The sequence below is a fragment of the Vibrio aphrogenes genome (genome assembly GCF_002157735.2).
GTDB classification, from domain to species: domain Bacteria; phylum Pseudomonadota; class Gammaproteobacteria; order Enterobacterales; family Vibrionaceae; genus Vibrio; species Vibrio aphrogenes.
The window spans coordinates 495,767-519,792 of sequence record NZ_AP018689.1; the positions used below are offsets into that span (position 1 = coordinate 495,767).

19 protein-coding genes are annotated in these 24,026 nt (G+C 42.4%); 13 read left to right on the top strand and 6 right to left on the bottom strand.

All coding sequences use genetic code 11. From position 1 onward, the window contains the following. Positions 1-15 precede the first annotated feature (15 nt). From murJ to VCA1004_RS02390, 8 genes are all read left to right on the top strand, one after another. Entirely contained in the window at positions 16-1,572 is a 1,557-nt protein-coding gene (gene murJ / locus VCA1004_RS02355) for a murein biosynthesis integral membrane protein MurJ (RefSeq protein WP_086982244.1), read from the top strand. A 102-nt stretch (positions 1,573-1,674) separates the two neighbouring features. Beyond that, positions 1,675-2,658, top strand: coding sequence for a bifunctional riboflavin kinase/FAD synthetase (gene ribF, locus VCA1004_RS02360; RefSeq protein WP_086982245.1), 984 nt, complete (start codon positions 1,675-1,677; stop codon positions 2,656-2,658). A gap of 60 nt (positions 2,659-2,718) precedes the next feature. Then, a complete protein-coding gene (gene ileS, locus VCA1004_RS02365) occupies positions 2,719-5,577 on the top strand; it encodes an isoleucine--tRNA ligase (protein ID WP_086982246.1) in 2,859 nt (952 codons plus the stop codon). A gap of 17 nt (positions 5,578-5,594) precedes the next feature. Further along, positions 5,595-6,095 (top strand): signal peptidase II, encoded by a 501-nt coding sequence (gene lspA / locus VCA1004_RS02370; RefSeq protein WP_408646864.1) that lies wholly within the window; start codon positions 5,595-5,597, stop codon positions 6,093-6,095. A 189-nt stretch (positions 6,096-6,284) separates the two neighbouring features. Further along, the gene (fkpB, locus tag VCA1004_RS02375) at positions 6,285-6,713 is read left to right on the top strand and encodes an FKBP-type peptidyl-prolyl cis-trans isomerase (protein WP_086982248.1); all 429 of its coding nucleotides are present in this window, start codon (positions 6,285-6,287) and stop codon (positions 6,711-6,713) included. A gap of 73 nt (positions 6,714-6,786) precedes the next feature. Further along, positions 6,787-7,743 carry a 4-hydroxy-3-methylbut-2-enyl diphosphate reductase gene (ispH, locus tag VCA1004_RS02380; RefSeq protein ID WP_164520813.1) on the top strand — a complete coding sequence of 319 codons (957 nt, stop codon included), beginning with the start codon at positions 6,787-6,789 and terminating at the stop codon, positions 7,741-7,743. Positions 7,744-8,459: 716 nt separating this feature from the next. Then, positions 8,460-8,777: a DUF4145 domain-containing protein gene (locus VCA1004_RS15270; protein ID WP_232012633.1), complete on the top strand. Its 318-nt coding sequence runs from the start codon at positions 8,460-8,462 to the stop codon at positions 8,775-8,777. Between the two features lie 79 nt (positions 8,778-8,856). Beyond that, positions 8,857-9,681 (top strand): DUF4393 domain-containing protein, encoded by an 825-nt coding sequence (locus tag VCA1004_RS02390; RefSeq protein WP_086982249.1) that lies wholly within the window; start codon positions 8,857-8,859, stop codon positions 9,679-9,681. A gap of 444 nt (positions 9,682-10,125) precedes the next feature. On the opposite strand, the gene VCA1004_RS02395 is transcribed toward VCA1004_RS02390, so the two are convergent. Beyond that, on the bottom strand, positions 10,126-11,616 hold the full coding sequence (locus tag VCA1004_RS02395) for a carbon starvation CstA family protein (RefSeq protein WP_086982250.1): 1,491 nt from the start codon (positions 11,614-11,616) through the stop codon (positions 10,126-10,128). Positions 11,617-11,881: 265 nt separating this feature from the next. On the opposite strand from VCA1004_RS02395, the gene VCA1004_RS02400 reads away from it, so the two are divergent. Together VCA1004_RS02400 and VCA1004_RS02405 are read left to right on the top strand one after the other, a co-directional pair. Further along, complete coding sequence (locus VCA1004_RS02400) at positions 11,882-12,256, top strand: DUF2799 domain-containing protein (RefSeq protein ID WP_408646865.1); 375 nt, start codon at positions 11,882-11,884, stop codon at positions 12,254-12,256. A gap of 53 nt (positions 12,257-12,309) precedes the next feature. Then, entirely contained in the window at positions 12,310-14,094 is a 1,785-nt protein-coding gene (locus VCA1004_RS02405; protein WP_408646892.1) for a cation:proton antiporter, read from the top strand. 232 nt (positions 14,095-14,326) lie between these two features. On the opposite strand, the gene VCA1004_RS02410 is transcribed toward VCA1004_RS02405, so the two are convergent. Then, positions 14,327-15,412, bottom strand: a complete 1,086-nt coding sequence (locus VCA1004_RS02410; protein ID WP_086982253.1) for a GNAT family N-acetyltransferase/peptidase C39 family protein — start codon at positions 15,410-15,412, stop codon at positions 14,327-14,329. A gap of 102 nt (positions 15,413-15,514) precedes the next feature. Between VCA1004_RS02410 and VCA1004_RS02415 the strand changes: the two genes are divergently transcribed. Further along, entirely contained in the window at positions 15,515-16,981 is a 1,467-nt protein-coding gene (locus VCA1004_RS02415; RefSeq protein ID WP_086982254.1) for a RimK family protein, read from the top strand. Between the two features lie 116 nt (positions 16,982-17,097). On the opposite strand, the gene btsR is transcribed toward VCA1004_RS02415, so the two are convergent. Together btsR and VCA1004_RS02425 are read right to left on the bottom strand one after the other, a co-directional pair. Then, positions 17,098-17,832: a two-component system response regulator BtsR gene (gene btsR / locus VCA1004_RS02420; RefSeq protein ID WP_086982255.1), complete on the bottom strand. Its 735-nt coding sequence runs from the start codon at positions 17,830-17,832 to the stop codon at positions 17,098-17,100. A gap of 11 nt (positions 17,833-17,843) precedes the next feature. After that, on the bottom strand, positions 17,844-19,523 hold the full coding sequence (locus tag VCA1004_RS02425) for a sensor histidine kinase (protein WP_086982256.1): 1,680 nt from the start codon (positions 19,521-19,523) through the stop codon (positions 17,844-17,846). Between the two features lie 199 nt (positions 19,524-19,722). Here VCA1004_RS02425 and VCA1004_RS02430 point away from each other — a divergent pair, with 199 nt between their 5' ends. Both VCA1004_RS02430 and tyrA read left to right on the top strand, forming a co-directional pair. Continuing rightward, positions 19,723-20,796, top strand: a complete 1,074-nt coding sequence (locus VCA1004_RS02430) for a 3-deoxy-7-phosphoheptulonate synthase (protein WP_086982257.1) — start codon at positions 19,723-19,725, stop codon at positions 20,794-20,796. Between the two features lie 44 nt (positions 20,797-20,840). Next, positions 20,841-21,971, top strand: coding sequence for a bifunctional chorismate mutase/prephenate dehydrogenase (gene tyrA, locus VCA1004_RS02435; RefSeq protein ID WP_086982258.1), 1,131 nt, complete (start codon positions 20,841-20,843; stop codon positions 21,969-21,971). Positions 21,972-22,105: 134 nt separating this feature from the next. Here tyrA and VCA1004_RS02440 read toward each other — a convergent pair whose 3' ends face one another. Continuing rightward, positions 22,106-22,591 (bottom strand): VOC family protein, encoded by a 486-nt coding sequence (locus VCA1004_RS02440; protein WP_086982259.1) that lies wholly within the window; start codon positions 22,589-22,591, stop codon positions 22,106-22,108. Between the two features lie 210 nt (positions 22,592-22,801). Further along, positions 22,802-23,899: a M23 family metallopeptidase gene (locus tag VCA1004_RS02445; RefSeq protein WP_086982260.1), complete on the bottom strand. Its 1,098-nt coding sequence runs from the start codon at positions 23,897-23,899 to the stop codon at positions 22,802-22,804. Positions 23,900-24,026 lie beyond the last annotated feature (127 nt).

The following is a 24,026-nucleotide window of genomic DNA, read 5'->3' on the forward strand; positions in this document are numbered from 1 at the left end:
TCTATTGAGGCACTCGTGAGTCGAAAACTACTGAGATCAGGTCTAATTGTCAGCTCAATGACATTTGTTTCTAGGGTATTAGGTCTTGTACGTGATGTTGTGGTCGCGAATTTAATGGGAGCAGGGGCGGCGGCGGATGTGTTTTTCTTTGCTAACCGCATTCCCAATTTTTTACGTCGCTTATTTGCTGAAGGGGCATTTTCTCAAGCTTTTGTTCCTGTTTTAACTGAGTATCACGCCTCTGGTGATATGGATAAAACTCGCCAATTGATAGCCAAAGCCTCCGGAACGCTTGGGGTTTTAGTGACATTAGTGACTTTATTTGGAGTGCTCGGGTCGGGAATTGTTACAGCGATTTTTGGTGCGGGCTGGTTTATGGATTGGCTCAATGGTGGACCAGATGCCCATAAGTTTCTTCTGGCGAGCTTTTTATTAAAAATCACCTTTCCTTATTTGTGGTTCATCACTTTTGTGGCGTTATCTGGTGCGATTCTAAACACCTTAGGGAAGTTTGCCGTTTCATCTTTTACCCCGGTATTTTTAAATATCATGATGATTGTGGCCGCACTGTATATCTCACCGAATATGGAACAGCCAGAAGTCGGCTTGGCCATCGGGGTGTTTTTAGGGGGGTTAGTCCAATTTTTATTCCAAATTCCATTTTTATTAAAGCAAGGAATGATCGTTCGTCCGCAATGGGGATGGAATGATCCAGGCGTGAAACGAATCCGCACTTTAATGATTCCTGCTTTATTTGGCGTTTCTGTTAGTCAGATCAACTTGTTATTTGATTCAGCAGTAGCCAGCTTCTTAGCGACAGGCTCGATTAGTTATTTGTATTATTCTGACCGGTTGCTTGAGTTTCCTTTAGGGTTATTTGGGATTGCGATTGCCACGGTAATTTTACCGGCGCTGTCTCGTAATCATGTGGATGCTGAAAGTCACGGTTTTGCGAAAACTATGGACTGGGGGGTGCGTATGGTGCTATTGCTTGGCGTCCCGGCGATGTGCGGTTTGATTATTCTTGCCAAACCAATGTTGATGGTATTGTTTATGCGTGGGGAGTTCTCACCGGCGGATGTGCAAAATGCCTCTTTATCACTGTGGGCTTATGCGACGGGTTTGTTAAACTTTATGTTAATTAAAGTGCTCGCACCGGGATATTATTCGAGACAAGATACCAAAACTCCTGTTCGTTATGGCATTATCGCTATGCTAACCAACATCGTTTTTAATGCTATTTTTGCCTACTTCTTTGGTTACGTCGGTTTGGCTTTAGCCACTTCTTTGTCAGCGCTCGTTAATATGACGTTGTTATATCGTGGATTACATATTGCCAATGTTTATCGTTTATCAAAAGAAACCATTGGCTTTGCAATAAAGGTAGCATTGGCAGGCGCTGTCATGGTCGCTGCGATTGAATGGCAGATGGCTGATTTTGATGTATGGTTAAGCTGGTCAACGGCTTATCGTGCAATGTGGTTAGTTGGCTTGATCGGTTTAGGTGCTTTAGTCTATGTGGTGTCTGCGCTGATCTTAGGTGTGCGTACGCGACATTTAAAAGCCGATTAAACAAAGCTGAGTAAAGCCGATTCAAGCGCTCGCATCTTAAGGGTATAACGTATATAATTCGCCGGTTTAACGCTTGGCAACAATTTGGTAATAAAGAACCATATGGAATTAATCCGGGGCATTCATAACATTAAACCGCATCATAAAGGATGCGTACTGAGCATTGGTAATTTTGATGGGGTGCATTTAGGGCACCAACAAGTCTTAACCCAGCTTTGTGAGCAGGCTGATCGCTTAGGGTTACCTGCGGTGGTGATGACATTTGAACCCCAACCAATGGAATTTTTTGCTAAACAAGCGGCACCAGCACGTTTAACACGTCTACGAGATAAGTTCGTTCAATTAGAAAAATGTCAAATAGACCGTTTATTATGTGTTAATTTTAACCAAGAATTTGCCAGTCAAAGCCCAGCAGATTTCATCTATGAATTGTTGGTGAGACGTTTAGGTGTTAAATTTTTGGTAGTAGGTGATGATTTTTGCTTTGGTAAAGATCGGAAAGGTAATTTTTCAGATCTACAACGAGCCGCTCAAGAACATGACTTTCAAGTGGTAAGCACGCAAAGTTTTTGTATGCCAGCCCGCGTCACTCAACAAGACGCTACGCCTATCCGGGTGAGCAGTACGGCGATTCGTCAAGCGCTTGCCAGTGATGACTTAGCCTCAGCCACAACCATGCTCGGGCGTGATTACAGTATTAATGGTCGAGTTTCTCATGGCCGTAAATTGGGTCGAACCATCGGGTTTCCCACGGCAAATATACCGTTAAAACGTAATGTTTCTCCGGTGTCTGGGGTGTATGCGGTGAAGGTCAAAGGGGCGGATGAGCAAAAAATGGTGGGAGGGGTAGCCAATATCGGCAATCGACCTACCGTCAATGGCATACGTCAGCAATTAGAAGTTCATTTATTCGACTTCAAACAGAATTTATATGGCAAACAATTAGAAGTGGTTTTGCTGCATAAAATTCGTGATGAACAAAAATTTGATTCATTCGAATTATTGAAACAACAAATAGAATTAGATGCGCAAGTAGCAAGGGTGTGGTTACTTGAACACAATATGTTTTCAGAGGCACTTGCTTGATTGAGTATCTCTGCGAATTTTTTAATTAATGTCGCCCAAATGTAACGGAATTAAGAATCGATGACTGACTATAAAGATACTCTGAATCTACCTGAAACAGGGTTTCCAATGCGCGGAAATCTGGCCAATCGTGAGCCAGAAATGCTTAAGCGTTGGTACAAAGAAGATCTTTACAGCGCAATCCGTGCTGCAAAGAAAGGTAAAAAATCCTTCGTATTACACGATGGCCCTCCTTATGCCAACGGTGATATTCATATTGGTCACGCTCTAAACAAGATTCTTAAAGATATTATTATTAAGTCAAAGACCTTATCTGGCTTTGATGCGCCGTACGTTCCAGGTTGGGACTGCCATGGTCTTCCAATTGAATTAATGGTTGAGAAGAAAAAAGGTAAGCCAGGCCAAAAAATTTCTGCAGCTGAATTCCGTGAAGAATGTCGTAAATATGCGGCAGGCCAAGTTGAAGGGCAAAAAGAAAGCTTTAAACGTCTAGGTATTATGGGCGAGTGGGACAAACCTTACCGCACTATGGACTTTGATACTGAAGCGAACATTATTCGTGCGCTAGGTAAAATCGCCGATCAAGGTCACTTACTAAAAGGTTTCAAACCGGTTCACTGGTGTACCGATTGTGGTTCAGCATTGGCTGAAGCAGAAGTGGAATACAAAGATAAAGTATCGCCTTCTATCGATGTGCGTTTTAAAGCAGCAGATGAAGCCGCTGTCGTTGCCAAGTTTGATTGTAAAGATGGTCATCAAGGCGAAGGTGATGTGTCGATTGTGATTTGGACGACCACGCCTTGGACTCTACCAGCTAACCGCGCGGTATGTTTACGTGACGACCTTGAGTATGTTCTTATCCAAGTGGAAGCACATGGTGAGCACAAAGCGGAACGTATCATCGTCGCGTCTGAGTTAGCGAAGTCGGTACTGGATCGTGCGGGTATTGAGCATTTCCATAACTTAGGTTTTACTACCGGTAAAGAGTTAGAGCTTTCTCGCTTTAATCACCCATTCTATGAGTTTGATGTGCCTGCGATTTTAGGCGATCACGTTACAACAGATTCAGGTACAGGTGTGGTTCATACCGCGCCGGGTCACGGTCAAGAAGACTTTGTGGTGGGTAAGCAATACGGTCTAGAAGTGGCAAACCCAGTCGGTTCAAACGGTGTTTACCTACCGGATACTGAGCTATTTGCCGGCCAACACGTATTTAAAGCCAACGATTCAGTGCTTGAAGTATTGAAAGAAAAAGGCGCTTTATTACATCATCACGCTTATGAACATAGCTACCCACACTGCTGGCGTCACAAGACTCCGATCATCTTCCGTGCAACTCCACAATGGTTTGTCTCGATGGATCAAGCGGGTCTACGTGCAAAAGCATTAAGCGAAATTAAAAATGTTCAGTGGATGCCTGAATGGGGTCAAAGCCGTATCGAAGGCATGATCGAAGGTCGCCCTGAATGGTGTATCTCTCGTCAACGTACTTGGGGCGTGCCAATTGCTTTATTCGTACATAAAGAAACCGCTGAACTGCACCCTAATACGCCAGAACTGATTGAAAAAGTTGCGAAATTAGTGGAACAAAAAGGCATTCAAGCTTGGTGGGATGTTGAAATTGCCGACCTTATGGGCGAAGCGGATGCGGCGAATTACGAAAAAGTACTTGATACTTTAGACGTATGGTTCGATTCTGGTGCCACTCACTTTGCGGTAGTAGATAGCCGTGAGGAATTCAATGGCAACAGCGCTGATCTTTACCTTGAAGGTTCGGATCAACACCGCGGTTGGTTCCAATCATCGTTGATTACTTCGGTTGCGATCAAAGATAAAGCACCTTACAAACAAGTATTAACGCACGGTTTCGTGGTTGATGGCAATGGTCGTAAGATGTCGAAATCTATCGGTAACGTGGTTGCGCCAAAAGATGTAACCAACAAGTTGGGTGCTGACATTTTACGTCTATGGGTAGCTTCAACTGACTACACCGGTGAAGTTGCGGTTTCTGATGAAATTCTAAAACGTAGCGCCGATGCTTACCGTCGTATTCGTAACACGGCACGTTTCTTCCTCGCAAACTTGAACGGCTTCAACCCAGCAACCGATATGGTGGCACCGGAAGATATGGTGGCATTAGATCGTTGGGCGGTAGCTCGTGCACAAGCGGCGCAAACCGAAATCGTTAAAGCTTATGAAGAATACAACACCCATGGCGTTACGCAGCGTTTAATGCAGTTCTGTTCAATTGAAATGGGCTCATTCTACCTCGATGTAATTAAAGACCGTCAGTACACAGCAAAACGTGGTGGTCATGCTCAACGTAGCTGTCAAACCGCGCTTTACTACATTGTTGAAGCCTTAGTACGTTGGATGGCTCCAATCATGTCATTCACGGCTGATGAAATTTGGAATGAAATGCCAGCCAAACTGCCTAATGGTGAGGCTCGTGATAAGTTCGTATTTACGGGTGAATGGTTCGATGGTTTATTTGGTCTTGCGGAAGGCGAAGAGCTAAACAACACATTCTGGACGCAAATCCAAACGGTACGTGCTTCAGTGAACAAATTGCTTGAAGCTGCGCGTAATGACAAAACCATTGGTGGCTCATTACAAGCGGAAGTGACTCTGTTCGCAGAGGAGGCGTTAGCCGCAACCATCAATAAACTTGAAGATGAATTGCGCTTCGTACTATTAACCTCTAAAGCACAAGTAAAACCGCTTAGCGAGAAAACGGACTCAGCCAAAGAAACTGAAGTTGAAGGTTTATTTGTAGAAGTTGCGGCTTCTGAAGCTGAGAAGTGTGATCGTTGTTGGCACCATGTGGCCGATGTTGGCACTATCGCCGGTCACGAAACTATCTGTGGTCGCTGCGTTTCAAACGTAGATGGCGACGGTGAAGTTCGTCAGTTCGCATAAAAATGAGTTTACTTAATATGAGTGGCTTAAAACAAACGGGTCTCCGCTGGCTATGGCTAGCGGTAGTCGTGTTTTGCTTTGATATTGGCATTAAGTTAGTGGTGATGAACAACATGGGATATGGTTGGACCAACCGTATTGAAGTATTGCCATTTTTCAACTTACTGTATGTACATAACTTAGGGGCCGCCTTTAGCTTTTTGAGTGATCAAGAAGGTTGGCAGCGTTGGTTCTTTTCCGGGATAGCCTTTGTCGTGACCGGGGTACTGATGCTTTGGATGCGTAAGCTACCGGCCACCGAACGTTGGAACAATATCGCTTATTCATTAGTGATTGGAGGCGCACTTGGCAATGTTTTTGACCGTTTAGTGCATGGCTTTGTGGTGGATTATCTGGATTTCTTCTGGGGTAATTACCATTGGCCAGCCTTTAATCTGGCTGATTCTGCCATTTGTATTGGTGCGGTAATGATCGTAATCGACGGCTTCCGTTCGAAAAAAGAGCAAGCAGAGCGTTAATTCGCGACATAAGCCTTAGCTATACCCAAGTAACATCAAGATGCTGAGAAGATCGCCTCTTAATATTGCTTAACAATATGAGCGCCGTTGGTTTTTCCTGCGGTGCTTTTTTATATAATCTTCTCGAAACTCGAAACTCGAAACTCGAAACTCGAAACTCGAAACTCGAAACTAAAATAAGGACGTTTTGTGTCAGTAATTACAGCAAGTAGTACGGTGACTTTACATTTTACCATTAAGTTAAAAGATGGCTCGGTAGCGGATAGTACGCATAATATGGGCAAGCCTGCGAAGTTTTCGATGGGTGATGGCAGTTTAAGTCCAAACTTTGAACAGTGTTTGATCGGGTTACAAACAGGTGACAGTAAAGCGATTGAATTAGACGCTGAGGATGCTTTTGGCATGGCCAATCCTGATTTTATTCAATACATGGATAAAACCCGTTTTAGTGGTCAAGATTTAGAAGTTGGCACCATTATGGCATTTTCAGGCCCTGACGGTAGTGAGATTCCCGGGATCATCTCTGAGGTTAATGGAGAATCGGTAAAAGTTGATTTTAATCATCCACTTGCTGGGCAGGCAGTCATTTTTGATGTGGAGATTTTAAACGTTGATTAACATCTATCGGTTGTCAGAGATTCGGTAATAGGTAGAATAGCGCCATTATCGGATGCTTTTATGATACGAAGAGATGACTCAGAACATGAAAATTTTGTTAGCGAACCCTCGTGGCTTTTGTGCGGGTGTTGATCGTGCGATCAGTATTGTTGAACGTGCATTAGAAATGTACCAGCCGCCAATCTATGTCCGTCATGAAGTGGTGCATAACCGTTTTGTGGTTGAAGGGTTAAAGCAGCGTGGTGCAGTCTTTGTTGAAGAATTATCTGAAGTGCCCGATGATAATATTGTGATTTTCTCCGCTCATGGGGTATCACAAGCGGTGCGTCAAGAAGCTAAAGAGCGCCAATTGACGGTGTTTGATGCAACTTGCCCATTAGTGACCAAAGTTCATATGGAAGTGGCGCGCGCCAGTCGTAAACATATGGAAGTGGTGCTGATTGGCCATGCGGGGCACCCAGAAGTGGAAGGTACCATGGGCCAGTATACCAGTGATACTGGCGGCATGTACTTAGTTGAACGCCCAGAAGATGTGGCAAAGCTGGTGGTTAAAGACCCAACACACCTTCATTATGTGAGCCAGACAACGTTATCCGTTGATGAAACATCGGATGTGATTGATGAGTTGCGTCGAGTTTTCCCTAAGATCCAAGGCCCGCGTAAAGATGATATTTGCTATGCGACACAAAACCGTCAAGATGCGGTACGTATTTTGGCTGGTAGCGTTGATGTGATGGTCGTAGTTGGCTCGAAAAACTCATCAAACTCAACACGACTAAAAGAGCTATCAGAAAAACTAGGCACTCCAGGCTATTTGACCGATTGTTCTGAAGATATTAATCCTGCTTGGTTTGATGGTAAAACTAAAGTTGGTGTTACAGCAGGTGCATCGGCTCCTGAAGAGCTCGTCAATCAAATCATTGAGCGTATTAAAGAGCTAGGCGGACGTGATGTAGAAGAAGTACTAGGCCGTGAAGAAAATATGTTTTTTGAAGTGCCAAAAGAGCTGCAAATAAAGAATGTGGAGTAGCGTTAGCGTTGCTCGGTAAAGACGTTACTCGTGGCTCGGAAAAGATGGTTCGATACAAATTTAAACAAGGTCGCTAGGTGAAAATCTAGCGGCCTTTTTGTTTTTTAAGTTATTGTCTTTTTTAAAGGTTGTCATCCTGAATAGTGAGGCACGAACGTGGTTCAGGATCTCCCACAGCCTGTTGAGGCTTTAATTCCAACTTACATCAAACTATTCAAATAAATACTCATTGTCACTCATGGGGTTAGAGTTTAGTTGATGTATAGTGAGAACTAAACAGGTAAATTTGGGGCATAAAATTTGGCAGTTTTCTATCTAATAAGCGTTAGACATCTATGAGGTAATGAAGTAAATATGAAGAGAAATGACTACTTCCCGCCATCCTTAGGCAAAGGTGAGTTTCACTGCCCGCATTGCAATGTTTATGCGAAACAATTCTATGGGCATGTCCACTCTATTGCCAATTTCCAATGGAATAGCATTGTAGATGACCATTCACATTTCAATGAACCACTTCCAAAGGAGTGGATCGTAACGAAATGCCAGCATTGCAATGATATTGCAGTCTGGTTTGGGGATAACATGCTGTACCCCAAAAAATACTTCCACCACCACCGAACTTAGATTTACAGGATGAGATAAAGTCGGATTATCTTGAAGCTGCCCATATACTCGGAGATTCACCTAGAGCAGCGGCAGCACTTTTAAGATTAAGTCTGCAAAAGCTCTGTATACAGCTTGGTGAAAAAGGCGAGAATATAAACGCAGATATAAAAAGCCTTGTTGGTAAAGGATTAAACCCACTAGTGCAAAAGTCCCTAGACGCCCTTCGAATTACAGGTAACAACGCAGTTCATCCTGGAGAGATAAATCTTTCCGAAGAGCCGGAGCGAGTACTAAAGTTATTTGAACTTATCAATTTCATTGCGGATAAAATGATCACAGAGCCTAAAGAAATTGAGAGCTTCTATGGAACACTACCTTCTGGATCTTTAGAGGCTGTTGAGAAGCGGGATAAATTTGCGAGCAAGTAACTGCATAGGAAAAAATACTCGCTTCGCTCCTATTTCTCATGTGAGTTAAGCGTTAAAAGAATAAGGAAGAATTCCAATTATGAGTAATGAAAGTAGTAACGAGAGCAATATTGAAGGAACTATCAATGCCGTAACTGGATTAGCAAAAGCTATTCCAGTTTATGAAGACGCATTACAACCTGCTGCGAAGGAAATAGGAAAAGCTTTATGTACCGTAGCAAAAACTGTCAATGTAGCATTGGCCCCTGTCTCTTCATTAGTTTGGGGTTATGACAAAATTAAAGATTTTGTTGATACAAAAGTGTCCGAGAAGTTATCTAGTGTAAAAGATGAAGACATCGTTTCTCCTCCGCCAAATGTTGCAGGCCCTGCGCTAGAATCACTTAAGTACACGGGTAGCATAGAAGAATTGAAAGAGCTTTATGCTAACTTGATCGCTTCAAGTATGGATAAAAATACAACTCATAAAGCTCATCCATCTTTTGTTGAAATAATTAAGCAGTTATCACCAGACGAGGCTAAATTGCTTGTTTACTTTACTTCATCAGGTTCTGCTCCGATTATAGACATAAAAAATAACCGTAAAGACAAATCGGGTGGTAGATATGAGTATAGGTATTTCACCAATATTGGTGAGAAACTAAACGTGGAGAATTTGGGATTAAACTCTTCGTATTGGAGTAATTTAATTCGGTTAGGGCTTGTTGATATTCCAGATAATTTTCAACTCATTGAAGAAGGTATCTACGACGAAATTATTTCTCATATGACAGTCAAAAGTATAGTTAGCCATATAAACAAACAAGAGGGTAGAGTTGCCGAAATAAAAAAAACGGCTGTTCTTGTAACCGATTTGGGGCGTCAGTTTATTGATGTTTGTGTTGTAGATCATCGAACACAATAATTCATCTAACAAACGACTATTGCTTCAACATACTTTTCTTAATCTGATAAAAATGGTTTAGTTTAATAGCTCTAAATAGTTTCTATCTCAAATCTTGCTAACTCACCTCGTTAGCTCAGCTATGTTTGAAACCTTTAGCTACCCTCAAGTACGTCATTCCGGAAATGAGGAACGAATTATCCGGAATCTATTACACCAATGAAACTACTTGAAAGCGAGATCCCGCATCTTCTTCGCCTAGGCTCATGTGCGGGATGACAAGGCCGGAGTGATTCGTTTCATCCAATATTGAGTTAAGTGATTAAACCTAATTAACTCAAAACCACTAACCCCAGCAACTTTACCCCATCCTTTATACACAAAAAAACCGACAGTCTCTCAACTATCGGTCTTGATCTTTTCCGAGAAGCAACGCGCTCTAGTCACGAGCTTCCGAGTAACGTTTTACACCGTCTCCGGCTTCGCGTTTAACTTATCTTCTTCAGCGTGATCAAACTCTGGGTCACCTTTGCCCTTAGAGATTTTAATCACGTAAGCTGTGATGATAAGCATGGCGATCACACCGATGATAGTTGATAGCTGCATTGGTAGCCCAAAGCCTAATGTGCTGCTGTTTAAGATAAAGGTAATACATACCGTAGTCATAAACATCGCAGGAATGGTAGTGATCCAATGTAGTTTATTAAAGCGTAATAGGTAAGCCGAGGCTGTCCACAGCATCATTACCGCGGTCATTTGGTTAGCAAAGCCGAAGTAACGCCAGATGATACCGAAATCGACTTGAGTCAAAATGCCACCCAGAACAAATAGCGGTAGTGCCATAAATAAACGGCTCTTCAATGTTTTTTGTTCCATGTTGAAGTATTCCGCTAAAATCAAACGGCTTGAACGGAATGCAGTATCACCGGAAGTGATCGGTAAAATAACCACGCCAAGGAACGCAATCACTCCCCCAAAAACGCCCAATAGGCCAAAGGATGAAGAATACACTACATTGCCTGGGCCGCCTTGTTTGATTGCTTCGCCTAAGGCGTCCATTGAACCGAAGAAAGAAAGGGCAATTGCACACCAAATTAATGCGATGATGCCTTCACCAATCATGGCACCAAAGAACACGAAACGACCATTTTTTTCATTTTCTAAACAACGTGCCATTAATGGTGATTGAGTGGCGTGGAAGCCAGAAATCGCACCACAAGCAATGGTGATGAACAGTGCAGGCCAAAGCGGTAAGTCATGCGGGTTCATGTTAGTGAACATGTCGCTGAAGTGGTAGCCTGCCAAAATCGTGTGCTCGCTAGAGAAGAAGATGGCACTGATCAGACCGACTGACATGAAAATCAATAGGAAACCAAATAATGGGTAGAAGCGACCAATGATTTTATCAATTGGGACGATGGTCGCTAAAATGTAGTAACCAAAGATAATCGCTACCATAGTGCCCATTGAAACCGTCATGCTGGTTTGTTCATTGACTAGGTTGGTGATCATTCCTGCTGGCGCTGAAACAAAGACCACCCCAACAAGCAATAAGAGCACAATTGCAAACACGTTCATGAAGTGTTTTGCCCCTTTACCTAAGTAGCGGCCAGTAATGCTGGGTACAGAGGCCCCACCATTACGAATCGACAGCATCCCAGAGAAGTAATCGTGTACCGCTCCGGCAAAAATACAACCAAGTACAATCCATAACATAGCCGCTGGGCCGTAAAGGGCACCCATGATTGGGCCAAAAATTGGACCGACCCCAGCGATATTAAGAAGTTGAACGAGATAGACTTTCTTGTTCGACATGGGAACATAATCCACACCATCTTGCTTAGAGTAAGCCGGAGTCGTGCGGTTTTCTTTAACGCCAAAGACTTTTTCAATAAAAGCCCCGTATATAAAGTAGCCCACAATTAAGGCTGCCACGCAGAAAAGGAACATCATCATAATTATTATCCTGTTCAAAATAGGGTTCAGATAGACAGGGTCTATATTAAAAGGTGTGTTGATAACATTCATGTAACGCTTTAATGAGTGGTCGCATAATGAATTGAGCGGTTATAAGCGACTTTGAGTGGTTTTATTTGGGCAAATAAGTGGATTTATGATTTGTTTTAAATGTGACCTGTGTAATAGTTGAGGGAATTAGACTCGCCTTTTATAACGAAAACAATAGTTAAATGAATCAATAACGTAAAGGAATTATATGTATATGAAAAAGATTCAACCCTCTAGTTGGCTTACTAAATCATTGCTGGCAGCCACGTTAGTATTATTAGCGGCTTGTGCCAATACTGCGGAAGATTATGCCAAGGCTGGTGATTGGCAGGCAGTAGGTTATTCAGATGGCGTTCGCGGTAAACCACACCGTACTGCTGGCGACTTTAAAGATTTCAATAATGTAAATATTGATGATTATGCCCAAGGGTATATGAAAGGGGTCGATGAGTATTGTAACCCTAATCACGCTTATCAAATTGGTTTGACTGGGAGTTATTATGAAGGCGTCTGTGAAGGGACACCGAACGCTCAAAAATTTCGTATGGAATGGCAGCGAGGCTGGAATGACAGCCAACTGAATAAATAAACTTAAAATTGATAAGAGACTCAGTTACAACCACGGTATAGGTGTCATAGATGTTGCAAAATATTGATGTTGGTTTGATGTTGGCGGCGGTAGGATTGGTCGGGTTAGCTTGCCAATGGTTAGCGTGGCGAATGAAGTTACCGGCGATATTATTCTTGTTGATTGCCGGTTTTATTATTGGGCCAATTACTCATATTTTTCAACCGAATGAAATGTTTGGTGACTTATTGTTTCCACTCATTTCGTTAGCTGTTGGGGTCATCTTATTTGAAGGCAGTCTCACCCTCAATTTTAAAGAAATACGAGAAGTGAACCGCACGGTGATTAATATTGTCACCATTGGAGCCTTAGTGACTTGGGCGCTAACCAGTGTCTTTACACATTATCTGCTGGATTTCAGTTGGCCCTTGGCATTGCTGTTTGGTAGTTTGACGGTCGTGACTGGTCCTACCGTAGTGGTGCCTTTATTACGTACCGTTCGACCAAAAGCTAAACTGGCTAATATTTTGCGTTGGGAGGGGATATTGATTGACCCTATTGGCGCTTTATTTATTGTGATGGTCTATGAGTTCATCGTCTCGAGCAGTGAGTTGCATAGCTTGCATGTCTTTGGGCTAATTTTACTGATAGGGATCGTATTAGGCGCGCTAGCTGGCATGCTGTTAGCACATGTCTTACGTCAACGTTTACTCCCTGAATACCTGCAACCTTTTGCGGTGTTAACCTTAGTGCTTGGGGTCTTTTCGATCTCAAATAGCTTGGAATCGGAATCAGGCTTGCTAGCCGTTACCGTGATGGGGATGTGGCTAGCTAATGCCAAAGGCGTCAAGATTCAGAGCATTCTGCACTTTAAAGAAAACTTAACCATCCTGTTAATTTCAGGCTTGTTCTTAATGTTGTCGGCACGGATGGAATTAGATGACTTTGCTGCGCTTGGTGTGGCTGCTGGCGTGTTATTTGTCGCCATTCAATTGTTATCTCGTCCTATTGCGATTTTCGTTGCCACTATCGGCAGTAGCCTAAGTTTTAAAGAAAAAGCCTTCATTGCTTGGGTTGCACCTCGTGGGATTGTTGCCGCCTCTATCTCCTCATTATTTGCCATTAAACTGGTGGATGCCGGAGTAGAAGGCGCAAGTTTATTGGTGCCTTTAACCTTCATGGTGATCGTAGGAACCGTGGTGTTGCAAAGTATCACCGCGCGACCGTTAGCCAATTTGTTAAACGTTTCAGAACCGTCACCTCGTGGCTATTTGATTGTCGGAGCCAATGATGTTGGCCGAACCATTGCCATGGCCTTACAAAAATACGGTTACCGAATCGTGATTACAGATTCTAACTGGGAATACATTCGAAAAGCGCGCATGCAAGGGTTAGAGACGTATTATGGCAACCCTATTTCCAGTCATGCGGAGGAATACCTCGATTTAATTGGTATTGGTAATTTAATTTCGGTGACTCCCGATAAGCATTTCAATATTGTGGTGGCACGATATTTCATGAATGAGTTTAGTGAGCGTCGAGTATTTTTCTTAAATGGTCGCAACAAAGAAAATGAACATGAAAAGCACCGTGTAGTGGAAGAAAAGCATGGCCGCGTTTTTCTGGGAGATGATGTCGGGTATAAAAAACTGGCCAGTCTCATCAATCAAGGTGCCGAAATTAAACACACTCGATTAACCAATGAGTTTAAGTGGCAAGATTATGTGATGAAGTATGTCGATGGGCACCGAATCCCCTTATTTACCGTCGACCCGAAAGGCAATATTCATATTTTATCCAATGATTCGACTCACACCACTGAAGCTGGGTGGACCGTCGTGAGTTTGATTAAGGAATAGGGGCGCGGGCGCTTCGCTTATCGGGTTTCGGGCGTTTCACTGCTCGTTACTCGAAAAGAGCGTAACTAGTAACGGGGACGCTCCACTCGGGAGCCGAAAAGAAAAAGAAGTGGCGAGTTTCGTGTTGCGAGTTAAGCGAAAAAGCGTTTACTCGCAACCCGAAGCGCAGCGTTCACGAGACTCGTAACTACCATGCTCTTTCTAGTAGCGAAGCGAGACTAGGAACTCGTGACTAGGAACTTACTACTACACAAGCGGTGTGTTTTTGTTTACCAAAGCCAATGATCTGAGCAAGGCTAGCTTTACTTACCGGAATGGAAGCGGACGAAGCAACATCATTTTCGCGATCACTGTGTGGATCGTGAATGAAGAAAAACTGCTCGTTCATCCCTGATAAAATGATCCAATGAGGTTCTTTGTAGCCATTAAACCGATAAGTACTGATAAGCAGTAATACCGCTTTTCCTTCTGTTATCCAAGTCTCTATTTGTTGATTATTCGGCGGAGACATAATGTGGTGAATGCCTAAACTTTCCGCTTGTTGACAAAAATCTTGATGGACAATTTCAATGACTTCTTTTTTATTAGGATCGCGCACGCTATCCACAAAAGGAGTGGACTGAGAATGGATCCACAACTCGACATCAAATCCTCGCTTTTTAGCGGCTAAAGCTAAGCCGTGACCACTGCATCCACCATGACCGGCGGCCATAAAAATGGTGGTGGCCTCTCGCCACAGTTGTAGCTCTTCTTTACGATTGGGCTCAAAGGCCTTATCAAGCATTGAAAAAGCCATTAACAGGCAAGCCGCTCCACAGGTAAAGGGGGTGGTCTGAATGTATAAAGGCATAGGCAATAAGGTTTTCGGTTGGCTGGCCGTTAAACGCTTTTGCATACGGATGCCATCGGCTAAATCATCATAATAATGGATTAAGACTTTGAGCGGTTTATAGCCCAGTTTTTGGTATAAATTCTTAGCGGCGATATTGTCATTTCTGACTTCTAAGCGTAATGTTGTTGAACCTTGTTCTAAAGCAGAACGTTCACACATTTCCACTAATTGTTGAGCGATTTGTTGCCCACGAAAATCGGGGTTAACCGCAATAGAATACAAGCGTGATAGTTGTGTTCCTTGATGGAAAAGAAGTAGCGCATAACCGGCGATTTGTTGCTTATCTTGAGCCACAAATACCAGGCTGTGTTGAGATTGTAGAAACCGCTTCATTTGGCGTGGTGCGATAACGTCACTACTGAACACTTGGCTTTCTAGTTCAACTAATGCGGGTAAATCTTGTTGTGTTGCTCGGCGAAATTCCATCTTACTGTCCCACCTAATAGGATTGTTGCTCAGGCCTCATAGAGGAGGCTGCACAATGATTAGATACGACAATGTGTATTTTTGCTAGAGGTAAATGGATTCATGGCAAATTTTGTTATTGTGACTGATAAAGACAGCGACTGGCGTCAATATTTTCCTTCCGATCAAGTGGTCACGGTGGATACGTATCTGCAACCAAGCTTTCTTTCCGAAAAATCTGACAAACATAAAAGCGTGCAAGTGCTTAACTTATGTCGTGACTATGGTTACATGAGTAATGGTTATTACTGCTCATTATTAGCCGAAGCACGTGGGCATCGGGTTATTCCGAGAGTCATGGCTATCAATGATGTCAATCAACCGTTTGTGATTTCATTACCAGAGCAAGATCTGAATAAATACTTCGCCGATGCCGAGCAAGTGTCGAGCAAGATTTATTTTGGACGCAGTAACGTTAAAGGGTTGGAAAAAGTCGCCCGTCGTCTATTTGAACACTTTATGATCCCGGTGTTGGATATCGAATTAAAAAAACATGGTAAGCATTGGCAACTGGTCAAGGTGACCCCTTTTCCATTCCAAGATTTGAACAATGAAGAACAGGATGTTTTTGCTCAGTCGCTCGAACAATTCTCCAATAAAGTGTGGCGATCTTCACCAAAACCAAGTAAGCAATATCGCTATGACATTGCAATGCTGGTGGATCCGGAAGAAAAAATGCCACCTTCGGATTCAGTGGCGTTAAATCGGTTTAAGAAAGCCGCTAATCGCTTGGGGATGAGTTTGCAAACCATTACCGCAGAAGATTTTTCTCGTTTAAGTGAATTCGATGGGTTATTTATTCGTGCCACGACTAATATCAGTAACTTTACTTATCGTTTTGCTAAGCGAGCGGAAAAGCTGGGGTTAGTGGTGATGGATGATCCGGAATCGATCATGAAATGCACCAATAAAGTTTTCCTAACCGAGTTACTGGATCGACACAATGTGCCTGCACCAAAGTCGATGATTTTGCGCAGTTTTGATCCTGACTGGAAAAAGAACCTACTTGAATACATGGAGCTGCCTTTGGTGCTAAAAATTCCTGACGGGGCTTTTTCCGTTGGGGTGGTCAAAGTGACGGATCAATCGACGCTGGAAGCCAAAGCCGCTGAGTTGTTTGATAAAAGTGCTTTGATTCTAGCGCAAGCCTTTATGCCGACCGATTTTGATTGGCGAATTGGGGTGATGAACCGTCAGGCCATTTATGCGTGTCGTTATCATATGAGTCGAGGTCATTGGCAGATTTATCAGCATCACAATAGTGGCCGTACTACCTCGGGTGGCTTTGATACACTGGATTTAAAACAAGTACCGAAGAATGTGGTAGATACTGCCGTAAAAGCGGCGAACTTAATTGGCTCTGGTTTATACGGCGTAGATCTAAAAGAAATCGATGGGCAAGTGTATGTCATTGAAGTGAACGATAACCCAAGTATTGATAATAAAGTTGAAGACTTGTGGTTAGGGGATTTACTTTACGACCGTATCATGACCGAATTCTTGCGTCGAATTCAGTTGAGGGGGTTTTAGAAGAGAAAGTCCCTAGTCCCTAGTTCCTAGTTTATAGTTCCTAGAAAGAGCGGCGATGAGTTTTGCTCTTTCTAGCAGCGAAGCGAATCTAGGAACTCGAAACCAGGAACTTGTTTTTACACTATTCCCAACTCTTCTTTAAGTGGTTTCAAATAGCGACGGCTAATTGGAACCACTTGACCACTGCGCGTGATCACCTCACCTAAACCATTATCCAATAATTTAATTTCACGGATTTTCTGTGTGTTGATCAAGTATTGGCGGTGACAACGCAAGAGAGCGGTTTTTTCTTCCAATGTTTTCAAGGTCAATTGACTGGAAGTGGTTTGTTGAGCGGTTTGAATATGAACGCCAGATAAATCACTAAACGCCGACTCAATTTCTTGTAAAGGGATGAGCATGATGCGGTTATGACCAAGGCAAGGTACTTGTTGTAATTGCTTCGGTGCGATAGCGTTAATTTGAGCGGGGGTGTGCAAGGCTTCTTGGTTGTGTTTGGCTTTTAATAATCGTTGAATGGTCTTTTGTAAGCGCATGGGATCAACTGGCTTTAAGAGGTAATCAAACGCATTGTCTTCGAATGCTTGTATGGCGTATTGATCAAAGGCGGTGACAAAAATAACGTGCGGCATGTTGTCAGGATCGAGCATCGCCAATAATTCAATCCCAGAGATCTGAGGCATTTGAATATCAACAAACACGGCTTCAGGCTTTAGGGTATTGATTAATTTTAAGCCTTCAATGGCATTGCTGGCTTGCGCGATGACGTCAACGTTATCCGTTTCTTGTAATAATTCGGTTAGTTCTTCACGAGCAAATAACTCATCATCAATCACAATGGCGCTTAACATTGCTAATCCTTTTATTTACCAATTTTTTCATAAGGAATGAGGAAACTCATTCGAGTTAGGTGATCTTTATGGCAGTGGGTTTGTAGCTCGGCAAGTGGGCCATAAAAATGAGTCAGCCGTTTATTTACTATCTCCATGCCTAAACCTTCATGATCCGATTTAGGGGGTTCGAAATTGCCTGCATTATCTTCGACAATAATACGATAACCAAGTGAATTTTGCTGACTGAAGAGGCGTACTTTACCACCTTCAATTTTATTGGAGATACCATGCTTGATCGCATTTTCAACTAAAGGTTGCAAGGTGAAGCTAGGGAGCGACTTTTCGAGCAAATGTTCATCAATATTAATATCAACTTCAAGGCGGTCAGTAAATCGTGCCTTTTCGATCGTTAAGTAAGCATTGACGTGGGCAAGCTCTTCTTTAAAGGTGACGGTTTCAATGTTTTGCTTGAGGTTGCTACGAAAAAAATGTGAGAGGTGCTGAATCAGTTCGCGGGCTTTATTGGGATCGCGGCGAATCACGGCACTGATGGTATTAAGGGCGTTGAATAAAAAATGTGGGTTCACTTGAGCGTGTAGCAATTTGATTTCGGCTTGAGTCAATAAGGTTTGCTGACGTTGAAAGTCATTGTAAAGAATTTGGCTAGAAAGCAATTGAGCAATCCCTTCCCCCATTGAGCGGTTGATATTGGAAAGTAATTTTCGCTTAGGTTCATACAATTTGATGGTTCCCACTACTTCTTTACCGGCTCGCAACGGGATCACCAACACTGAGCCCAGAGAGCAATGATTGGAAATTGAGCATTGATAAGGACTTTCTCGACCATCTAAATACATGACTCGGTTTTGTTGCATCGCTTGAATGGTGCAAGGTGAGGAAATCGGAGTATTCGGTTTATGATGATCATCGCCAGTGCCAATAAAGGCTAAGATTTTTTCTTTATCGGTAATCGCCACGGCGCCGACATTGGTTTCTTCATAAATGATGCGGACAATTTTTTCAGCATTGACTGAGTTAAAGCCGGTATTCCAAATCCCGACACTTCGTTCGGCAATGGTTAATGCTCGGCGAGAGAAAGTGGCAGAGTACTTTTCGTAAATGGTTTTTTTATCTTGTAAGATGCTCACAAATAAAGCGGCTCCGATACAATTGGCGATGATCATTGGGGCGGCAATATCGGATACTAAGGCATAGGCTTGATCAAAGGGTTTGGCGACCGTGGTGATGATCAACATTTGGCTGACTTCAGCAACCAAGGTTACCGCTAGCACAATGATGGGATTAAATAGTTGTTCTACTTTCTCTTTTCTGACTAAGTATAAATGCAATAACCCACCAATTAAGCCTTCAACGGTGGTTGATATGGCACAAGCGACATCGGTAAACCCTCCTAAGCTATATCGATGTAAGCCTCCGGTCAGACCGACAGCAAAGCCAACAATAGGGCCTCCTAATAATCCACCAATCACTGCCCCAATAGCTCGAGTATTGGCAATGGCATCGTCTATCTGTAAGCCAAAGTAAGTGCCCATAATGCAAAATAGGGAAAATAAAACATAACAACTGAACTTATGTGATAAGCGCGAAGAGATATTAAGCAAAGGTAGGAAAATCGGCGTTTTACTCAACATGTAAGCTAAAACCAGATAAACGCACATTTGTTGTAATAAAGAGAGTATTAAATCCATAGTTCCTACATGATCCGTGGAGATTGTTCTTTTAGTAAAATAAAATGAACATGTGTATTTTATTTTTTACATTCATTTGTTTGTTGTCACACAAATGATACTACTTGCAAACATAATCAATACTGTTAATTTAATTTCATTAACGGCTGAGGCTTAACTCAGAACAATGGATGTATCGATTTTTTTACAGGTGAAGGTTATGTACAAAAGTGAATTAAGCAATATTAACATCAGCGATGAACAACTGATTATCACCCCCAATGCGTTAAAAAAGAAAATTCCGCTTAGTGAGAAAGCGAGAAAGTGTATTCAATCATCACGCCAAACGATTGCTGACATTATACACAAGAAAGATCATCGTTTATTAGTGGTTTGTGGTCCTTGTTCAATTCATGATATTGATGCGGCGAAAGAATACGCCAAGCGCTTGAAAGCATTATCCAGTCAACTAGACGATCAAATTTATTTGGTGATGCGGGTCTACTTTGAAAAACCACGTACGACTGTGGGCTGGAAAGGCTTAATTAACGATCCTCATCTTGATAACTCTTTTGATATTGAGCACGGTTTGCATCTGGCTCGTCAATTATTGGTTGATTTGGCTGAAATGGAAATTCCGTTAGCGACAGAAGCATTAGATCCTATTAGCCCGCAATACTTAGGAGATACTTTCAGTTGGGCGGCAATTGGTGCACGTACCACTGAGTCTCAAACTCACCGTGAAATGGCCAGTGGCTTATCGGTTCCAGTAGGATTTAAAAACGGCACTGATGGCAGCTTAGCAACCGCAATTAATGCGATGCAAGCCGCTTCCTCGAGCCATCGTTTTATGGGTATTGATAGCGACGGACAAGTTGCGTTATTGACGACACAAGGTAATCACAATGGTCATGTCATTTTGCGCGGTGGTAAACAAACTAATTATGATTCGGTATCAGTCAATGAGTGCGAGCAAGAGTTGGCAAAACATGGTTTAGATGCTGCTTTGATGGTGGATTGTAGCCATGCTAACTCTCGTAAAGACTATCGCCGTCAACCTTTAGTAGCAGAAGATGTGATTCATCAAATTCGTGAAGGTAATCGATCCATTATTGGTTTAATGATTGAAAGTCATATTAATGAGGGCAATCAAGCGTCTGATATTCCATTGTCGGAAATGCAGTACGGTGTCTCGATTACTGATGCTTGTATTAATTGGGATACGACAGAAAGCTTGTTACGTCATGCACATAAAGAGTTAGTACCATTTTTACAAGACCGTTTAAAAGGGTAAAGTAACCGTCTAAGTGCGTAGTCTGATGGGAATTAGGGAAATCCATGGCAATAGAATTAAATGAATTAAGAGATCAAATCGACGCAGTTGATAAACAAATGCTTGAGCTGTTAGCCCAGCGTTTGGCCTTGGTTGAAAAAGTTGGTGAAGTAAAAAGTAAATACGGATTACCCATTTATGCCCCCGACCGTGAAGCCTCAATGTTGGCTTCTCGTCGCGCAGAAGCAGAAAAGCGAGGGGTTCCAGCTCAATTAATTGAAGATATTTTGCGTCGCACTATGCGTGAATCGTATGCCAGCGAAAAAGACTCGGGCTTTAAATGCTTGAATCCAGAATTGCGCTCTATCGTGATCGTTGGGGGACATGGGCAGTTGGGCGGTTTGTTTAAGCGCATGTTTGAGCTTTCAGGTTACCAAGTGAAAGTGCTAGGTAGCCAAGATTGGGATAACGCTGAGCAATTAGTGCAAGATGCGGGCATGGTGGTGGTCAGTGTGCCGATTCATTTAACTGATACGGTGATAAAAAAACTACCTAAATTGCCTGATGACTGCATTTTATGTGATTTAACATCCATCAAAGCTGAACCTTTAGCGGCAATGCTGGAAGCTCATTGCGGGCCAGTGGTCGGTTTGCATCCGATGTTTGGACCGGATATTCCGAGCATGGCAAAACAAGTGATCATTTGCAGTGATGGTCGTATGCCGGAAACTTATCAATGGTTACTTAAGCAATTTGAAATTTGGGGGGCGAGCATTTGTGCGATTGATGCTGAAGAGCACGACAATGGCATGACCTTGATCCAAGCGCTGCGCCATTTTACATCGTTTGCGTATGGCTCTCACTTATCTCAAGAAAACCCGAACCTAGATACCTTAGTGCAATTAAGTTCCCCCATTTATCGCTTAGAATTGGCGATGGTTGGCCGCTTATTTGCTCAAGATCCTGATTTATATGGCGATATTATTATGTCGTCGCAACGCAATATCGATATGATTAAACGCTTTCATCAACGTTTTGGTGAGGCGATTAAGATTCTAGATAATCAAGATAAACAAGCTTTTATTGAACAATTTAATGCGGTTTCCACATGGTACGGTGATTACTCTCAACAATTTATGCGAGAAAGCCAAAATTTACTGAAACAAGCCAATGATTCAATTCATCGAGGTAAGTAACCTCAGCTGCGGATGACTAGAAGTCACAAGTAACTATTGAACGCGAATATCCATTGGGTTTGTTTATACCAGACAGGCACAACGAAAAAAGGATTGGCAATGAACCAATCCTTTTTGTTTGTTATGGCTGTTGATTATTCGTAATCGGCCGCGTAAGTTTCTTGATAAGAGTGAGAATACAACTCAAATAAATTACCAAATGGGTCTTCAAGATAAACCATTTGTGAGGTGTTATTTTCATCTTCAGGGTGGTAGCGCATAATATCCATACGAACTTTACCGCCTAACTCTTCAGTACGTTTGATCACACCTTCAAAGTCATCTGTTTGTAGACAGAAGTGGAAAATACCAATGCGAGAGAAATCGACTTCATGACGTTGTTGGCGTTCTTTCATTTCGAAAAGCTCAAAGCCAATACCATCTTTAGTCAGTAAGTGGGCAATGTTAAAGCCTTTAAACCCTTCACCAAAAACGGCAATACACATACGGCCAATCGCAGTTTCACGTTCTTCTGTTACCTTAGTGTTACCCATCACAATCTCAAGACCAAGTGCTTTAGTATAAAACTCAACCGCTTTATCCATATCACCAACCATAATACCAACGTGATTCATTTTCATAATTTGCTCCAATTTTTAAAATTAATATCGTGTTTTGTTTCGATGAGGAGAGTATAGGTGGATGCGGGTATCATTAAAAATTATCATAAATTATTATTTTAATAATTTTAATTTATAATAAAGAGGGTTGGAATTGGTCATGAGAGGAAAGAAAGGCTAGAGAGGGAAGAAAGATTGAAGAGGTCAGCCACTGATAAAGACAAAGACTGGTTAACGCTCTTTTACGGTTTGCCAGTTATCTTCACTAAGACCAAATTGATCTAATCCTTGAGAGCGTTGTTTGATGATTTTAGATGAAGGGGAGGAGGAATAATTGGTTTGATTGATGGCGAGGAAGGTTTGTAAGTGGATGGTATTGGTCAATTGCTCCATTAAGCTCGCCCAAGGTACTTGCTGTTGTTGGGTAAACAAATAAGCAATATGGTTTGGTTGCCATTGCATGAAATCTTGTGGGTTGAGCGCTTTACCAATAAAGCGTACTTCGTAATGTAAATGTGAACCGGTTGAATTGCCACTACTACCACAAAAACCAATACGATCGCCTTTTTCAATGAATTGTCCTTGGCTAACGGCAAATTGGTGAAGGTGGGCGTATAAGGTCATAAATCCAAAAGCATGGCGCACTTTGATCATATTGCCGTAACCTTGTTGACTGGGGCGTGTCGTTTCTACCACTCCGTCGGCGGTGGCATAAATTGGGGTACCAAGAGGACAAGTGAGATCAATGCCTAAATGGTGTGATTTTTTTCCGGATATTGGGTGAACGCGCCCACCAAAAGGTGAGGAGACACGCTGATAATGAACTGGACTGTCATTGGGTATCATGCGAAATAAAGAGGTTTCTATGCTCGCCGACAATGGAAGTGATAGCCTTTGTTTATCACTTATCATCGCGGTATCTATCGCTTCTTTTTCTGATAAAAGCCCAGGTGTTTTAAGGTTGGTAGAGTCTGCTGTGAGCTGAGTAGGGAATTCTACCAATTCTTCATCTGCTTCCATTTTAGCGTGAAAATCGGCTTGCTGTTGATTAATTACTAACTGTTTATTGAAGGCTAATTGTTGTTGGTAGAGCTGTTGATACTTGTGTAATTGCTCACGTAAGTCTTGTTGTTGCTTTTGAGTGTTGTCGTTATTAAACCAAAATGAAATGCTAGTTATTGATAATAGAAGAATTATTCCAATTATAATTATTTTGGAAATAAGCTTTTTACCTATGATGAGCTTAAAGATCATCATAGGCCAAAAGCCCTTATTGGCAGTGAAATCAAAATGGGTTGAATTGACTAAGTTTGGAGCTGCATGCGACATGGGAAATTCAATAACAATGAGTCATGGTTATGGTCTACAGCAATTTATATGGGGGGAAAAGTGAAGGGAATTTTTAGGGGAAAATTTTAGGGCGCTGTTCTCATTTCTTAGTTAAATCTTTTAATTA

What these genes read in the sequence shown, in the direction of transcription:
- tyrA (WP_086982258.1), top strand. Translation starts at nt 20,841, where the DNA reads ATGGCAATAGAATTAAATGAATTAAGAGATCAAATCGACGCAGTTGAT.
- VCA1004_RS02410 (WP_086982253.1), bottom strand. Translation starts at nt 15,412, where the DNA reads ATGGAATTTCGCCGAGCAACACAACAAGATTTACCCGCATTAGTTGAA.
- btsR (WP_086982255.1), bottom strand. Translation starts at nt 17,832, where the DNA reads ATGTTAAGCGCCATTGTGATTGATGATGAGTTATTTGCTCGTGAAGAA.
- VCA1004_RS02395 (WP_086982250.1), bottom strand. Translation starts at nt 11,616, where the DNA reads ATGATGATGTTCCTTTTCTGCGTGGCAGCCTTAATTGTGGGCTACTTT.
- VCA1004_RS02390 (WP_086982249.1), top strand. Translation starts at nt 8,857, where the DNA reads ATGAGTAATGAAAGTAGTAACGAGAGCAATATTGAAGGAACTATCAAT.
- VCA1004_RS02440 (WP_086982259.1), bottom strand. Translation starts at nt 22,591, where the DNA reads ATGAAAATGAATCACGTTGGTATTATGGTTGGTGATATGGATAAAGCG.
- lspA (WP_408646864.1), top strand. Translation starts at nt 5,595, where the DNA reads ATGAGTGGCTTAAAACAAACGGGTCTCCGCTGGCTATGGCTAGCGGTA.
- VCA1004_RS02425 (WP_086982256.1), bottom strand. Translation starts at nt 19,523, where the DNA reads ATGGATTTAATACTCTCTTTATTACAACAAATGTGCGTTTATCTGGTT.
- VCA1004_RS02400 (WP_408646865.1), top strand. Translation starts at nt 11,882, where the DNA reads ATGAAAAAGATTCAACCCTCTAGTTGGCTTACTAAATCATTGCTGGCA.
- VCA1004_RS02430 (WP_086982257.1), top strand. Translation starts at nt 19,723, where the DNA reads ATGTACAAAAGTGAATTAAGCAATATTAACATCAGCGATGAACAACTG.
- VCA1004_RS02415 (WP_086982254.1), top strand. Translation starts at nt 15,515, where the DNA reads ATGGCAAATTTTGTTATTGTGACTGATAAAGACAGCGACTGGCGTCAA.
- VCA1004_RS02445 (WP_086982260.1), bottom strand. Translation starts at nt 23,899, where the DNA reads ATGTCGCATGCAGCTCCAAACTTAGTCAATTCAACCCATTTTGATTTC.
- ileS (WP_086982246.1), top strand. Translation starts at nt 2,719, where the DNA reads ATGACTGACTATAAAGATACTCTGAATCTACCTGAAACAGGGTTTCCA.
- ribF (WP_086982245.1), top strand. Translation starts at nt 1,675, where the DNA reads ATGGAATTAATCCGGGGCATTCATAACATTAAACCGCATCATAAAGGA.
- ispH (WP_164520813.1), top strand. Translation starts at nt 6,787, where the DNA reads ATGACTCAGAACATGAAAATTTTGTTAGCGAACCCTCGTGGCTTTTGT.